Origin of the sequence: Streptomyces sp. NPDC050263, assembly GCF_040655955.1 — a bacterium.
Taxonomy (GTDB): Bacteria; Actinomycetota; Actinomycetes; order Streptomycetales; family Streptomycetaceae; genus Streptomyces.
The window spans coordinates 1-14,046 of sequence record NZ_JBFAKW010000064.1 but is presented as its reverse complement, the minus strand read 5'-3'; the positions used below and the strand labels follow the sequence as shown (position 1 = coordinate 14,046).

At 73.0% G+C, this 14,046-nt stretch carries 12 protein-coding genes and 1 pseudogene; 5 read left to right on the top strand and 8 right to left on the bottom strand.

The features are described 5' to 3' along the window. Positions 1–130: 130 nt before the first annotated feature. Positions 131–544 carry a hypothetical protein gene (locus AB0J04_RS26155; RefSeq protein WP_363171015.1) on the bottom strand — a complete coding sequence of 138 codons (414 nt, stop codon included), beginning with the start codon at positions 542–544 and terminating at the stop codon, positions 131–133. A 121-nt stretch (positions 545–665) separates the two neighbouring features. Then, positions 666–1,448: a hypothetical protein gene (locus AB0J04_RS26150; protein ID WP_351915247.1), complete on the bottom strand. Its 783-nt coding sequence runs from the start codon at positions 1,446–1,448 to the stop codon at positions 666–668. A gap of 562 nt (positions 1,449–2,010) precedes the next feature. Here AB0J04_RS26150 and AB0J04_RS26145 point away from each other — a divergent pair. Then, complete coding sequence (locus AB0J04_RS26145; RefSeq protein WP_363170983.1) at positions 2,011–2,712, top strand: transglycosylase family protein; 702 nt, start codon at positions 2,011–2,013, stop codon at positions 2,710–2,712. A gap of 46 nt (positions 2,713–2,758) precedes the next feature. On the opposite strand, the gene AB0J04_RS26140 is transcribed toward AB0J04_RS26145, so the two are convergent. Genes AB0J04_RS26140 through AB0J04_RS26130 form a run of 3 tightly spaced genes read right to left on the bottom strand, consistent with a single transcriptional unit; the run spans position 2,759 to position 6,650 of the window. After that, positions 2,759–3,445 (bottom strand): ATP-binding cassette domain-containing protein, encoded by a 687-nt coding sequence (locus AB0J04_RS26140; RefSeq protein WP_363170982.1) that lies wholly within the window; start codon positions 3,443–3,445, stop codon positions 2,759–2,761. Next, positions 3,442–6,159 (bottom strand): ATP-binding cassette domain-containing protein, encoded by a 2,718-nt coding sequence (locus tag AB0J04_RS26135; RefSeq protein WP_363171014.1) that lies wholly within the window; start codon positions 6,157–6,159, stop codon positions 3,442–3,444. The genes AB0J04_RS26140 and AB0J04_RS26135 overlap by 4 nt, the downstream gene beginning before the upstream one ends. Further along, positions 6,159–6,650, bottom strand: coding sequence for a hypothetical protein (locus tag AB0J04_RS26130; RefSeq protein WP_363170981.1), 492 nt, complete (start codon positions 6,648–6,650; stop codon positions 6,159–6,161). The genes AB0J04_RS26135 and AB0J04_RS26130 overlap by 1 nt, the downstream gene beginning before the upstream one ends. A 131-nt stretch (positions 6,651–6,781) precedes the next feature. On the opposite strand from AB0J04_RS26130, the gene AB0J04_RS26125 reads away from it, so the two are divergent. The 3 genes from AB0J04_RS26125 (at position 6,782) to AB0J04_RS26115 (ending at position 9,192) form a co-directional block, all read left to right on the top strand. Beyond that, positions 6,782–7,360 (top strand): hypothetical protein, encoded by a 579-nt coding sequence (locus AB0J04_RS26125; protein WP_363170980.1) that lies wholly within the window; start codon positions 6,782–6,784, stop codon positions 7,358–7,360. Beyond that, positions 7,329–8,651, top strand: a complete 1,323-nt coding sequence (locus AB0J04_RS26120) for an ABC transporter substrate-binding protein (RefSeq protein ID WP_363170979.1) — start codon at positions 7,329–7,331, stop codon at positions 8,649–8,651. Before AB0J04_RS26125 ends, AB0J04_RS26120 begins: the two co-directional genes overlap by 32 nt. A gap of 325 nt (positions 8,652–8,976) precedes the next feature. After that, positions 8,977–9,192: an I78 family peptidase inhibitor gene (locus AB0J04_RS26115; protein WP_363170978.1), complete on the top strand. Its 216-nt coding sequence runs from the start codon at positions 8,977–8,979 to the stop codon at positions 9,190–9,192. A gap of 129 nt (positions 9,193–9,321) precedes the next feature. On the opposite strand, the gene AB0J04_RS26110 is transcribed toward AB0J04_RS26115, so the two are convergent. Together AB0J04_RS26110 and AB0J04_RS26105 are read right to left on the bottom strand one after the other, a co-directional pair. Beyond that, complete coding sequence (locus AB0J04_RS26110) at positions 9,322–10,365, bottom strand: phosphatase PAP2 family protein (protein WP_363170977.1); 1,044 nt, start codon at positions 10,363–10,365, stop codon at positions 9,322–9,324. Between the two features lie 207 nt (positions 10,366–10,572). After that, a complete protein-coding gene (locus AB0J04_RS26105) occupies positions 10,573–11,847 on the bottom strand; it encodes a mannosyltransferase family protein (RefSeq protein ID WP_363170976.1) in 1,275 nt (424 codons plus the stop codon). A 317-nt stretch (positions 11,848–12,164) separates the two neighbouring features. Here AB0J04_RS26105 and AB0J04_RS26100 point away from each other — a divergent pair, with 317 nt between their 5' ends. Beyond that, positions 12,165–13,766 (top strand): MFS transporter, encoded by a 1,602-nt coding sequence (locus tag AB0J04_RS26100; RefSeq protein WP_363170975.1) that lies wholly within the window; start codon positions 12,165–12,167, stop codon positions 13,764–13,766. A 153-nt stretch (positions 13,767–13,919) separates the two neighbouring features. On the opposite strand, the pseudogene AB0J04_RS26095 reads toward AB0J04_RS26100, so the two are convergent. Beyond that, positions 13,920–14,046, bottom strand: a pseudogene (locus AB0J04_RS26095) (IS982 family transposase); the annotation flags it as partial.

Genomic DNA, 14,046 nt, shown 5'->3' with positions numbered 1-14,046 from the left:
CACCCCCTTTCTCGGTGTGTGTGAGTGGTGTTCTGGGTGGTGATGTTGCGCTCTCCTGGGGGGGGGGCGGTACCCGTAGCTACGGGTACCGCCCTCCCACCATGCGCGGACCGGCCGTCCTCGGATCCGGTCAGAAGCTCCTGCGGGGGGCCGGCGGGAGCGCCGCCGGGATGTGGTGCAGCACGGTGGGCGTGGGCTGCTGGCCGATCTGCCCGACCCGCTGCCACTGGGACTGCTGCCCCGTGCCGTGCCGCGCGCTCTGCGCCCCCGCGCTGTAGGCGCTGTACGAGCTGCTGAACGATCCCGGGCGGGGCGGCGCGTACGAGCCCGAGCCCGTGGTGTGCGGGATGTTCCCGAAGGCGGTGAACCCCAGATCGTCCTCGCCGCTGCGGTCGCCCGGCAGCGAGCGGAACGTCTTGACGTACTCGGCGTAGAGCGCGTCGTAGATCGGCGTGGCCGATGGGCCGCCCTGGGAGTCCTGGGCCGGTCGCGCGGACGGGATCGACTGGAAGGCCGGGCGGCGGGGAACGTCGTAGGTGTGCACGTATGTCCAAACGAGGTCGGACATCAAGAGATGCGGTCGCACGGCATGCCTTTGGGGGCGCGGGGCTGCGTTTCAGGTGCGACCACGACCACAGTTCCCGCCCCGCGCCCGGTGGGCGGACTCAGGTCCCGGCGAGCGGAAGCGCGGCCCCGACCAACTGTCCGTTCGCCGCGGCCTTGTCCAGCGCGTCGCGCAGCAGGTCCTCCCGGGGCTGGCGGCCGATCGACCCGACCGGCGCCGCGAACATCAGCACCTGCTGGTGCTTGTTGGCGGCGGCCCGCCAGCCCTCCGTCACCTGAAGCGGCTGGTGTGCCTGCCACCAGGCGACCGGCTGGCCCCCGTTGGCCGACGGCTGGAGCACCGCGTGCAGCTGTCCCATCGCCAGCAGCACGGACCAGCCGTGCTGCACCGGCGGCACCTCGGTCAGCTCGCTCAGCGGCATGAAGCCCTGCTCGATGAGCAGCGGCAGGAAGTCGTCGCCGGCGCCGACGGTGCCGGGCCGCACGATGGGCGCCGTCGGCTCGACCACCAGGGCCGGGTGCAACTCCCCGGCGATCAGGACGAGTCCGCTGGTCACGCCGAGCACCGCCTGCTCGGGGACGACCTTGTCGGGGTCCAGGTCGACGGTGTCGCCGCTGATGGAGCGCACCGCGCCCTGCAACTGCTCCTCGGTGACCTGGACGACCTGGGAGGGCAGACAGGTGGCGTGGGCGAAGGCGAGGACGGCGGTCTCGTCCCCGATGAACAGGACGGTGCTGGTGCGCTCGTTCTCGGAGTCGCCCTGGGTGCGACAGGACGTGCAGTCGTAACTGCCCGGGGCGTTGTCTCCGGCGAGTAGCCGGTCGGCTTCTTCGTCGCCGATCTCGGCGCGTACCTCGTCGCTGACGTCGAGCATGCGCGGCACGGGTGGCTCCCTCGGATGCGGTGCGTGGGCGAGGCCGGGTGGCTCCGGCTCGTGGTCCGGGTGGGTCCCGGCTCATGAAGAAGACAACGGGCGAGCTGTGGCGGGAGTCACGCTGCACGGCGCACGGAATCGAACCGTCCTGCGCGCGCGGTCACGCTGTGTGCGGAATTGGGCACTCCATGTCAAGTAACGGGGAGGTTACGGAAGTTGGCCCGGTGAACTGACTCACAGTTTGTTCGAAGGCTTGGTCGACAAATCGTGAAATGAGGGAATGAAGTAGGTGGCCGGAATTCGCCGCTACCTACGGTAACTGCTAACTGGCCTGGGACAACAGGGAGTCGGTTGATAACGGGTCATCAAGGTCCCTAGATTGCTCCGCCGTGTGCAACTCGCACCGCTCGGGTACGTCCGCCGGCCGCGCAGAGCCAGACGAAGCGTCAGACGCAGAGTCGGAACCGCGCAGCACGATCGTCGGCGGACGGGGGCGGAGCGCGCCGACCGCGTCCTTGTGCGGCCGACGCGCCCGACCACGGGGAGCCCGGGTACGTAGAGAGGGATCTACATGTCCGAATGTGCCGATAACTACACCCGCAAGGCTTCGCGCAAGACGGCGGTCCTCGCCGGGGCGGTACTCCTCGCCCCCCTCGGACTGCTGTCCGCGACCGGCAACGCCGCGGCGGCCGACAGCGGGGTGTGGGACCGCATCGCCCAGTGCGAGAGCGGCGGCAACTGGCACATCAACACCGGCAACGGCTACTACGGCGGGCTGCAGTTCGCCGCCAGTACGTGGCGCGCGTACGGCGGCTCCGCCTACGCCTCGACCGCCGACAAGGCCAGCAAGGCACAGCAGATCTCCGTCGCCACCAAGGTGCAGAAGGCACAGGGGTGGGGTGCGTGGCCGACCTGCTCGGCGCGCGCCGGAGCGTCCGGCAGCGCGCCGGACTCCGGTTCGTCCTCCACCAAGTCGAACTCCACCAAGTCGAACTCGAGCAAGTCGAACTCCTCGAAGTCCTCGAACTCCGGCTCTTCGAACTCCTCGAAGTCCGGCTCGTCGAAGTCGAGTTCCTCGGCGGCGCCCGAGCGCTCGACGAGCCAGACCTCGCGCGGCACCTCACGCGGTGACTACACCGTCGTCCAGGGCGACACCCTCAGCACCATCGCGGCCCGGTACTCGACGACCTGGCAGCGGGTCTACGCCGCCAACAAGGCCGTCGTCGGGGGCGACCCCGACCTGATCGTGCCCGGGCAGCGCCTGACGCTCTGAGCACCCGCCGGTGGCCCCACCCGTGAGTACCGGCCGGGTGGGGCCACTACGGCGTTCCGGGCCGCCGTGCCGCCCACTCGCCCGTCTCCCCGGCGAACACGACGGCCCCGCGGCTGAGTTCGTACACGAAGGCCCGCCGGCCGAGCAGCACGGGCGGCAGCCGCTGCTCGGCCAGCACCACGCACGCGTCGAGCGATGCGAGCAGCTCGTAGGTATGAGCCGCGGCTGCCGGCGACATGCCCCGGGTGGGCTCGTCGGCGAGGACCACACGCGCCTGCGTCGACGTCGACAGAGCGCGGCACAGGGCCACCATGCGCTGCTCACCGCCCGAGAGGGTGCCCGCCCGGCGCGCGAGCAGGGTCTCCAGGTGGGGGTAGAACGTGTGGTCGGCGGAGGCGAGGTCCAGGTTCTCCCGCACGGTCAGCGAGCCGAACACCGCCCGCCGGTCGGGAACCAGGCACAGTCCGCGCCGCGCCCGCTCGAACGCGGGCATCCCGGTCACGTCCGTCCCGTCCCAGACCACCGCGCCGCCGGAGAGGGGCACGACCCCGGCCAGCGCCCGCAGCGTCGTCGTACGGCCCGAGCCGTTGCGGCCCAGCAGGACGGTGAGGCCGGGGGCCGGAGCGGTGAGGGAGACGCCGTGCAGGGCTTCGAGCGGGCCGTAGCGCACGCGCGCGTGCCGCAGGGAGAGCGGGGAGAGCGGGGGCAGCCGGGAGATCCGGGCGAGGGTCATGGGTTCGCCTCCTGCGCGGGCAGGGCGTCGAGGACGCGGTCGGGCGGTCCCGAGGCGACGATCCGGCCCGCCGCCATGACGTGCACGACGTCGGCGAGGCCGGCCACCAGGTCGAGGTCGTGCTCGACGACGAGCAGGGCGGTGCCCTCGGCGGCCAGCGCGCCCAGCACCCGGGCGAGCGAGGCTGCCTCGGCGGTGTCGAGACCGGCGGCGGGCTCGTCGAGCAGCAGCACCCGCGGGCTGCCCGCGAACGCCCGGGCGAGCTCGACGCGACGCAGCGTGCCGGTGGGCAGTCCGGCGGCGGGCAGCGCCCTGACCCCGTCGAGCCCGAACAGCGCCAACGCCCGCTCCACGGCCCCCGGATCGGCGATCCGCCCCTGCTCGGCGCCGACCCGGACGTTCTCGGCCACCGTCAGCGACGGGAAGACGGCCGACTGCTGGAAGGTGCGCGCGACACCGAGCCGGGTGCGGGCGGGCGCGGGGAGCCGGGTGATGTCCCGCCCCTCGAGCAGCACCTGCCCGCGCGCGGGGCGCAGGGTCCCGGCCAGACAGTGGAACAACGTGCTCTTCCCGGCCCCGTTGGGCCCCACGACGGCGACGACCCGACCGGCCCCGACGCTCAGCCCGACTCCGTCCAACGCGGTGAACCCGCCGTAGCGGGCCCGAAGGTGACGGGCGGCGAGGAGAGGGGCGTGGGGTGACGGGGGCGGGGGAGAGGGAGTGCGGTGAGGAGCGCGCGGGGTGGCGGGCGGTGTGGGCGAGACGCCCTCCGGGTGCGGCACGGCGACCCGACCCGCGCCCCCTCGCGGCGTGACCGTGCCCATCCCGCTCGGCCGCCCCGCTACCCGTGCCCGCGCCAGCCTCTCCCGCGCCGCCGCCCCCACCGGCGTCAGTCGCACCCCCCGCTGCGCACCCGTGCGCAGTCGCTCGCCGATGGCGTGCAGCGCGCTGTGCGGTCCGTCGGGGAAGCGGCCCACCAGGACCGCCAGCACTCCGATCAGAGCTGCCGCCACTCCTCCTCGGGCGCCCGCGTCCAGGCCCACCAACAGGGCTGCCGCGGCCAGCGCGCCCAGGGTGCTGTCCGCGCCCAGGACGATCACGGCGGCGAACCACAGCAGCCCCCGCACGGGGTCGTAGGCGCCCGGGTCGAAGGCCCGCAGGCCCATGCCGAGGAGGGCGCCGCCCAGTGCGGCCAGGGCGGCGCCCGCGACGAAGGCCAGGAGCTTCAGGGACGGGACCCGTACGCCCGCCGCGGCGGCGCCCGGCTCGTGGTCGCGCATCGCCGCCAGGGCCCGTCCGGTGCGTCCCCGGCGCAGCGTTCGGGTCGCGAGCAGCGCGGCCGCCAGCAGGGCCAGCTCCAGGACGTAGTACGCGCGGTCCCCGTCCAGGCCGGCGGGGCGGCCGAGGGAGAGGCCGGCCGTGGCGTACGGCTGGGCGAAGACGAAGCGGCTCACCCCGACGCCGACCGCGAAGGTCGCGAGGGCCAGGGCGAGGCCGTGGCGGCGGATCGCGGGCCAGCCGGTCAGCAGGCCCAGCGGGGCCACCAGGAGGACCGCCACGGCCAGCGCCGCCAGTTCGGGGAGGCGGGGGAGGCCGGGGAAGCGTCCGGCCGCGAGCAGCGCCGTGAACAGGGCGCCCAGACCCGCGTACGCCGCCTGCCCGAGGGAGATCTGCCCGCCGCGGCCGGTGACGACCACCAGGGACAGCAGGATCACGCCCAGGGCGGGCACCTGGACCGCCGTGTGCAGGTCGGATCCGGCGAGACCGAGCGGCAGCAGGAACAGCACGACGGCCACGATCCAGGCCCCCGGCGGGGTCGTCGCCCGCGCGCGTGCCGGGCGCGGGAGCGCGTCGCGCGTGCCGACGCCGGGCAGCGCCAGTGCGGCGACCAGCAGGGCGAGGACGAACAGGTTCGTGCCGACCGCCTGGAGCAGCGGCGCGCCCCGGCCCGTCGGGTGCAGCCGGGCCAGCTGGCTCTGCGCGACGCCGATCCCGAGGGCGACCACGACCGCGACCGGGAGGCTGCGCATCCTCGCCGCGACCGCGACCGCGACGACCTCCATCACCAGCAGCGGCAGCCCGTACGGGTCCAGACGCACGTACGGCGCCAGCAACACGCCCGTCAGGCCGGCCGTGAACGACCCGAACGCCCAGCCCGCGGCGGCCACCCGGTCCGCGTCGATCCCGCCGAGCACGGCCAGTTCCCGGTCGTCGACCACGGCCCGCAGCTCCCGCCCGAAGCGCGTCCCGCGGATCACCCCCGTCACCCCCACGGCGAGCACCAGCACCACGCCGAGCTGCCCCCACGGATCCGCCGACGCCGACACCAGCTCCGGCACGTCGTCCCGCGCCCCCTGCCCCCAGATCAGCGCCGCCCCGCCCACCAGCAGCACGAACACGCCGATGGACGCGACGAGGGTCTGGGCCGGGTCGTCGCCGAGGACCGCGAGCGGACGGAAGACGAACCGTTCCAGCAGCACACCGACGGCCGGGGCGAACAACAGCAGCGTGACCGCCGCCGCCGGCCACAGCGGCCACCCCCACCCCACCACGCACTGCCGCAGCACGTAGGCGCACAGCATCGCGATCGCCCCGTGCGCGAAGTTGAGCACGCCGGTCGCCCGGTAGGTGACGACCAGACCGATCCCGGTGAGGGCCGCCGCGCTGCCGACCGAGAGGCCGGCGAGCGTGAGGTCGTAGCCGAGGGACGACATCAGGAGTCCGCCGCGTCCGGCTCGCAGATGGGGCACGGGTCGAGGTCGCCGGTCGCCAGCAGCCGGCCGTCCACCGGCACCGCCTCCGCCTTCCCGGCGACCAGCGGGCAGTCCGCGCGGTGCCACAGGGTGCCGCCCGGCACCATCCGCAGCTCGCCGCTGACCGCGACGGGCGCGGTCGTCGCGGACTCCTCCGGTTCCTCCGGCCCGGCCGCCACCAGCAGGCCGTACAGCTCCTCCACGCGCGCGTGGGCGACGGCGCTCCGCCCGTGGGCGAGGAGGACGGCCGCGGCGACGATCAGCGCGGCGCCGGGGATCGTGCAGGAGGCCAGATAGGGCAGCTGGCGCTCGGCGTACCGCTCGCCCGAGACGCCGTACCAGCCGACCGCGCACAGCACCGCGCCGACGGCCAGCGCCGCCCAGCCGGCCCACAGGACGGGGTGGACGTTCCGCAGCCGCGCCGGCCGCGCTGTCCGTGTCGTCGGCGTCATCGTCGGCTCCCACACGTCGTGTGTCTGGCTGAGTTCGCAAGCCGGCCAATGGCTTGCACTATGCCCTGAGGAAGCCGACCCTGAAAGCACCGGGCGTCCTCGGCCCGGACCGACACCCGGTGGTGAGCCAGATGGTTCTCGGGAGCGACCTCAGGCGGGGGAACACACGGCGGGGAGGCGGCCCGCGGGCGGCGGGCCGGGTCACGGCACTCGCGGCCGCCCTCGTCCTCCTGCTCACCCCGGCCCTCGCGGCCTGCAGCGACGACGGCGACAGCGGCGCCGGCACGCCCTCCGCGTCCGCCCCGGGGACGACGACGAGCGCGCCCGCGGCCACGAACGCGCCCGCCGACCCGGCTGCGGCCGAGCGGGAGATCCGGCAGAACTGGGAGAAGTTCTTCGACCCGGCCACCTCGGCCGAGGACAAGCAGGCCGTCCTGGAGCACGGCGAGCAGATGGGTCCGGTCCTGGAGGCCTTCAGCGGTGACCAGCGCGGCGCACAGGTGGCGGCGAAGGTCGAGAAGGTGGAGTTCACCGAGCCGACCGAGGCGACGGTGACCTACACGCTCACGCTCGACGGCGCGACCGCCCTGCCGGGCGCCTCCGGCACGGCCGTCGAGGAGGACGGCACCTGGAAGGTGTCCGTCAACTCGCTGTGCGCGCTGGTCCAGCTGAGCGGCGATGCGTCCGCTTCGGCGCTCCCGGGCTGCTGAGACGGCCGCCGCGGCGCTGCTGCTCCTGCTGAGCGCGGCCTGCGGCAGCCGGCTCCCGGAGAGCGACTTCGCGTCGCCCGACGCGTCCTCGCGGGCCACGCCCGGGCAGACCGGCGCAGCGCCCATCCGCGTCGGCATCATCGCCAGCGCCACCAGCCCGGTCGGCGGCAGCGCCTTCACCGGCCCGCGCGACGGCGCGCAGGCGTACTTCGACCGGCTCAACGCGCGCGGGGGCATCGACGGCCGTCCCGTGGAGGTACGGCTGTGCGACGACGGCGGCAGCGGCGTCGGCGACAACACCTGCGTGCACCGGTTGCTCGACGAGGACAAGGTCGTCGCCCTGGTCGCCACCACCGCCCTGGACTACGCCGGCGCCTCCCGGGTCTCCCACGCGCGCGCGGCGGACATCGGCGGCCAGCCCATCGGCGCCGCCTATGACACCTGGCCGCACCTGTACGGCGTCTACGGCAGCCTCGCGCCCCGCGCCGGAACGCCGGGCTGGGACGGGAAGCTGTACGGCGGCACCGAGGTGTACCGGTACTTCAAGCGCGCGCAGGGCGCCCGTACGGCCGCCGTCGTCTCCTACAACCAGGCCGCGTCCGCCGCCTACGCGAGGCTCGTGGAGCGCGGTCTGAAGGCCGAGGGCTACAAGGTCGTCAGCGAGCAGGTCGACTTCGCGCTGCCCAACTTCCGCGCCGCCGCGGCCGACCTGAAGGAACAGGGCGCAGACCTGGTCCTCGACGCCCTCGACACGCACGGCAACGCCCGGCTGTGCGAGGCGATGGACGAGGTCGGCGCGAAGGTCACCGCCAAGGTGACGAACGTCCAGAACTGGACCTCCACCGTCCCTGAGGACTACAAGGACTCCCCGACCTGCCGCAACGCCCTGTGGGCGACCGGGTCGAGCCGCAACTACGAGGACACCTCGAACCGGGCCGTCCGGGAGTTCCGGGACGCCACCAAGGGGCTGAAGACGCACTCCCAGTGGCAGCTGGAGGGGTGGGCGGCCGCCATGTGGTTCACCGAGGCGGCCGAGTCGTGCGCCGAGCAGGACGCGACGGGGAACGACGGCGTCACGCGCGCGTGCGTCGACGCCTTCATGAACCGCAGCCAGGGGTACGACGCCGACGGGCTGCTGCTCCCCGTGCGGTTCGAGCGGCTCGCCGAGCCGCCGAAGTCCCGCCGGACGTGTCTGTCGGTCGCCCGCTGGCAGGACGGCAGGGGGTGGGTCACCCGGTCAGAGATGACCGACACCTGCTTCGACGTCCCACAACTGGCGTACACACCGTGAGACAGACGCCCACCTGGTACGGAGGATGTGTGGGGGAGCAGTGCATTTCCTACGTGCAGTCAGCTCCCGCGATCCCGTCCGGAACCGAAAAGGAACGGGGTCCGGGGACGGTTCTCCGCGCGCCTTTCGGCAGGTTATTCGGGGCGTCCGGACGACACGTGGGAATTGCGTTCGAATACGCGCGGAAGGCGTACGAAACCCCTCGTACGCGTGACCGGGTCGGGCCGAAACGCGTGTCGTGGTCCTGTGACAGAAGTGTGACCGGAGTGATCCGTATCTCCGGTCCGGGCTTCCCCGAGCGCGGCGCGCGGCCTAGCGTGGCGGCATGGCACCGAATCACACTCCGCCAGAGGAGCCCCAGGACAATCCGGACGGATACGTCGGCCTCGAGGCCGCGCGGGCCGAGCGGCTCGCCCGCGAACGGGGGTGGTCGTCGGTGCGCTCGCTGGCGCCCGGGACGATCGTCACCATGGAGTACCGCTTCGGGCGGCTGAACTTCGAGGTGCAGGACGGACGCGTGACCCGCGCCTGGAAGGGCTGAGCCGCTCGGAAGCGGATCGCACCGGCATGACGAAGGCCCCGGTTCCTGAGTTCGAGGAACCGGGGCCTTCGGTGCGGGACCGGGTTGTGCGTACCGGGGTCCCGCCGCGTCGGGCGGCGATCGAGCTGGTCAGCCGCCTGTCAGGGGTCGGGGCGCCGCCGAGGCCGTCGTACCGCGCGGGAGGCGGTCTGCGTGCGGGGGGCGGCGGGTCCCGATCGGGGTGACCGGGGTGCGTTCCGAACGGGTCGAGTGCGGGCCCGGGGCCAGATAGGCCGGTGCGCGCGGGGACCTGGCGGGGGCGAGCGGCTCGCGGGCCGCGGACGCCTCGTCCTGGGCCACGGGGTGCGGCTTCAGCGGCAGGGACACGGCGACAGGGGTCGCCGGGACCGGGGCCGGAGCCGGGAACGCCCCGCTGCGACGCTCGCGCCGACGGTCCCGCAGGGCGAAGATCGCGACCTCGGCGCGGGCGATCAGCGGTTCGCACCAGGGCAGCGCCAGCAGCACCAGCAGCCCCGCGGCCCAGCCGAGCACCACATCGCTCAGCCAGTGCGTACCGAGATAGACGGTGGTGAGGCCGACGCCGAGCGAGACCACCGCGGACACCGCGGACAGCCAGCGGCGGGCCCTCGGCGTGGAGGCCAGATACGCCAGGATTCCCCAGGTCACCACGGCGTTGGCGGTGTGGCCGCTGGGAAATATATCGCCGCCCAGACCCATCTCGTTGGAGCCGATGGTGGTCGCGTAGTGCGGTCCCAGCCGCCCCATGCCGAGTTTCGCGGCGCCCACGGTGATGTTCAGCAGCAGCAGCGAGGCGCCCAGCGTGAGCAGCGGGCGAAGCGTGTGCTGGCGCCAGGATCTCCAGCCGAGCCAGGCGGCGACCATCACGGCGGTCGGGCCGCGCTGGCCGAGGACCACGTAGTAGTCGAGGAAGGCGTGGATCTCCGGCCACTGCTGGTACGGCCGGAAGAACATGACCTGCCAGTCGAAACGGACCAGCCACGAGGTGACCACCACGAGCCACACGATCGCCAGATAGAAGGCCAGGGTCGCCGACAACAGGGCGACCCGGTGCCTGCTCATCTTCGGCACATCGATGTGGGCCGGTCGTTCCGGCTCACGGTCGAGCCTGGCGAACACCCGGTCCAGACGGGTGAGGTTTTGTTCGGTACGCACCTAAACGACGTTACAGCGAGTGAGGTCGCGACCCGGCCGATACCGCCGGTTTGTGATGACGATGTGATGTGGGATTGCTCTCAGGGGGCTGTTTATTACTGCAGAATGAGTAATCGTCGAACGCTGTTCCCTTCAATTCCTTTGGTCATTCCAAGGGATGGTTTTAGGGAACTTGTGAATGGGTTCGCCGAAAAGCCGGACGCACCGTTACGGAGGACCGGAGCCGTTCAGCCACCACGCCCCGTACACGGCCGAGGCTGCCGCGAGGCCCGCCACCACCCCCGCCGACCCGGCGGTCCGCAGCCGGGCCAGGGCCAGGGCGAGCGGCAGCAGCAGCGGGAAGGCGGGCAGCAGCAGTCGTGGCTTCGAGCCGAAGTAGCTGGACGCGCACAGCGCGAGCGCGAGGACCGCACCCCCGTACACCAGCAGCACAAGCGGCTGGCGCTGCCGTACGCAGGTGACGTACAGCCACAGCAGCAGGGCGACGCCGACGATCAGGCCGAGGCCGGCGAGGGCCGACGGCAATGACGTGAACTTGTCGGCGACGAAGCGGGCGAAGGCGTATCCGCCGTCGAAGCCGTTGCGCCAGCCCGCCTGGACGTCGAGGTAGCCGAGGGGCCCCTTGCCGGTGCGATGGCCGACCCACAGGACGTATCCGGCGGCGCCGAGGGGCGCGAGGAGCATGCCGAGGGCGCGTGGCGCGAGACGGGGCCCGTCGGCCGTGACCTCGCGCCCGGACGGGGCGTCGGCCGACGCGTGAGGGGCGCGCTCGGGGGCGTGCGCGCCGGACTCGGGCGCTGTGCTGCGGGTTCCCGCGAACGGGACCCGCCGGGCGGACGCCCGTTCCCGAAGGAAGGACGCGATGCCCGCCGCCCACACCGCCGCGACCACCGCCAGCCCCACCGGACGGGTCAGCCCGGACAACGACGCCAGCACCCCCGCGGTCACCCACCGGCCGGTGAGCACCGCGTACAGCGACCAGGTGGCCAGCGCGGTGAAGAGCGACTCGCTGTACGCCATCGACTGCACGATCCCGACGGGCAGGACCGCCCACACCAGCACCGCGCACACCCCGGCCCGGCGCCCGTACACGTGATCGGCGACCGCGAAGATCCCCCAGGCCGCCGCGAGCGAGGCGAGCAGCGAGACGACGAAACCGGCGTCGGCGTACGACAGCGGGCTCACCGCGTGCAGCAGCCTTTCCAGCCAGGGCAGCAGCGGAAAGAAGGCGAGATTGGAGTGGACGTCGCCGTTGGGCAGCCGGACCTCGTAGCCGTACCCCAGCTCGGCGACCCTCGTATACCAGAGGGCGTCCCAGCGGGCGGTCAGCAGGGTGTACGCGCTCTTGTCGCGGGCGGCGCTCCACAGGGCCAGGGCGAGCAGGCCCAGGGCGCGCACGGCCGCGTACCCCAGCAGGGCGGGAGCCGCCCGGCGCAGGGCCGCGGCGCTGCGCGGCGTCACACGGGTCTCAAGATCGGTCACGGGCTCGATTATCGACGGGGCGCTCGGCGACGCGGACCGCCGGGGCGTGTGCGACGGCGCGCGAGGCGGTGTGAAGAGGCGGTGAAGACGGCATGGAGGGCGGCATGGGGAGTGCTGTGCGGAGTGGCGTACGCCACATGGGTTGCCCGTGGACGGTGAGAGGTCCGCCACTTGGCCGTGGCGCGAACTCGCGTACGCTGCGTTCCACTCGTGTTCGTTTGCGCGGGCCGGAGACCACCGCTCCTCTCCGGCCGAGTCGCGGGGAGTCCCCACCCCGCGAGCCCGCCGGACCGGGGGATCACCTGGGAGGTACGTACATGTCCGGGACGACCACGGCCGCCGCTGGGCTGCGCCGTAGGGCGGCCGGGGCCGGTGCCAACCGCTGGGTCGTGCTGGTGGTGCTGTGCGTCAGCCTGCTGCTGGTCGCCGTCGACGCCACCGTGCTGCACGTGGCGGTGCCCGCCGTCACCGAGGACCTGCGGCCCGGCGCGATCGAGCTGCTCTGGATCGTCGACACCTATCCGCTGGTCTGCGCCTCGCTGCTGATCCTGTTCGGCACGCTCGGCGACAAGGTGGGCCGCCGGCGGATCCTGCTGCTCGGATACGCCCTGTTCGGCGTCGCCTCCGCGCTGGCGGCGTTCGCCGGAAGTGCGCAGACGCTGATCGTGGCGCGGGCGCTGCTGGGCGTGGGCGGCGCGATGATCATGCCGGCCACGCTGTCGATCCTGCGCCAGGTGTTTCCGGACCGGCGCGAACGGGCGCTGGCGATAGGCATCTGGAGTGCGGTCGCCGCGGTGGGCGCGGCGGTCGGTCCGCTGCTCGGCGGCTTCCTCCTGGAGCACTTCTGGTGGGGCTCGGTCTTCCTTGTCAACATTCCGTTGATGCTGGTCAGTCTGCCGATCGGACGGCTGCTGCTGCCCGAGTCGCGGGGCGCGAAGGGCGGCCCCTGGGACGTGGTCGGCGCGCTGATGGCGGCGGCCGGGCTGTTCGGCGTCGTGCTCGGCGTGAAGCGGCTGGGCGGCGGGGAACTGGGACTGTTCACCGTGGTGCCGCTCGTGGTGGGCGCGGCGCTGATCGCGTTGTTCGTCCGCCGTCAACGCCGTTGCGCCCATCCCCTGGTCGACCTGCGGATGTTCGGGCGGCCGGCGTTCAGCACGTCGGTGGGGTGCATCGTGCTGGCGATGCTGGCACTGGTGGGCCTCGAACTGATCGCGGCGCAGTACCTGCAACTCGTGCTGGGCCTGTCCCCCCTCGAGACGGGCCTGCGACTTCTCCCCCTCACCTTCGCCGCGATGGCGGCGGGGCTGGCCGGGGCGCGGCTGCTGCGCCGGTTCGGCCCGCGCCGGATGGTGTGCGGGGGATTCCTGCTCACGGCGCTCGCGGTGCTGACGCTGACCGCGATGGGCGGTTCGGACAACGCGGGGCTGCTGCTGCTCGGGTTCCTCCTGCTGGGCTTCGGCCTGGAGACGACCTTGTTCGCGGCCTACGAGTCGATGCTCAGCGAGGCTCCGCCGGAGCAGGCGGGCGGGGCGGCGGCGATCGGGGAGACGTCGTACCAGCTGGGCGCGGGCATCGGGATCGCGCTGCTCGGCAGCGTGATGAACGCGGCGTACGCGCCCGGACTCAACGGTGTGCCGGGCGTGCCGGCGTCCGCGTCGGCTTCGGCGGGGCATTCGCTGGGCGAGGCCTACGAGGTCGCCGGGCGGCTCGGGGGGTCGGCGGGGGTCGCCCTGCGCCGGGCGGCTCGGGACAGCTTCGTGCACGGGCTGCATGTCACGCTGCTGGTGAGCGCGGGGCTGCTGCTGCTCGGGACGCTGATGGCGCTGCGCCTGCCGCGTGCCATGCAGTGCGAGGCGCCGTCGGCGGAGGTGGAGCTTCCCGCGCCCCGGGAAGTCGCGAAGTCCCGCGTCTCGGCATGAGTCTCCCGCGCATGCGCCGCCGGTCTGCTGTTTCTTGATCGGCGGGCGTTTCCCGTGGGGGTTCTTCGCCGTTGGCGTCTTGCGGTCGCGTCGCGACCCGGGGCAGGGTGGTTAGCGGTGCTAGATGAATGAGTCCAAGGGGTGTCGTTGCGGTCAGTGATCGTAGGCGGTCAGCGACCGTTTGATCGGTTGCCCGGTTTTGTCGTTGTGCCAGATCGCCGCTGTGAGCGCGAGGATCCGGCACAGGACGCGGACTGCCACCCCTGTCGGGCTCTTTCCG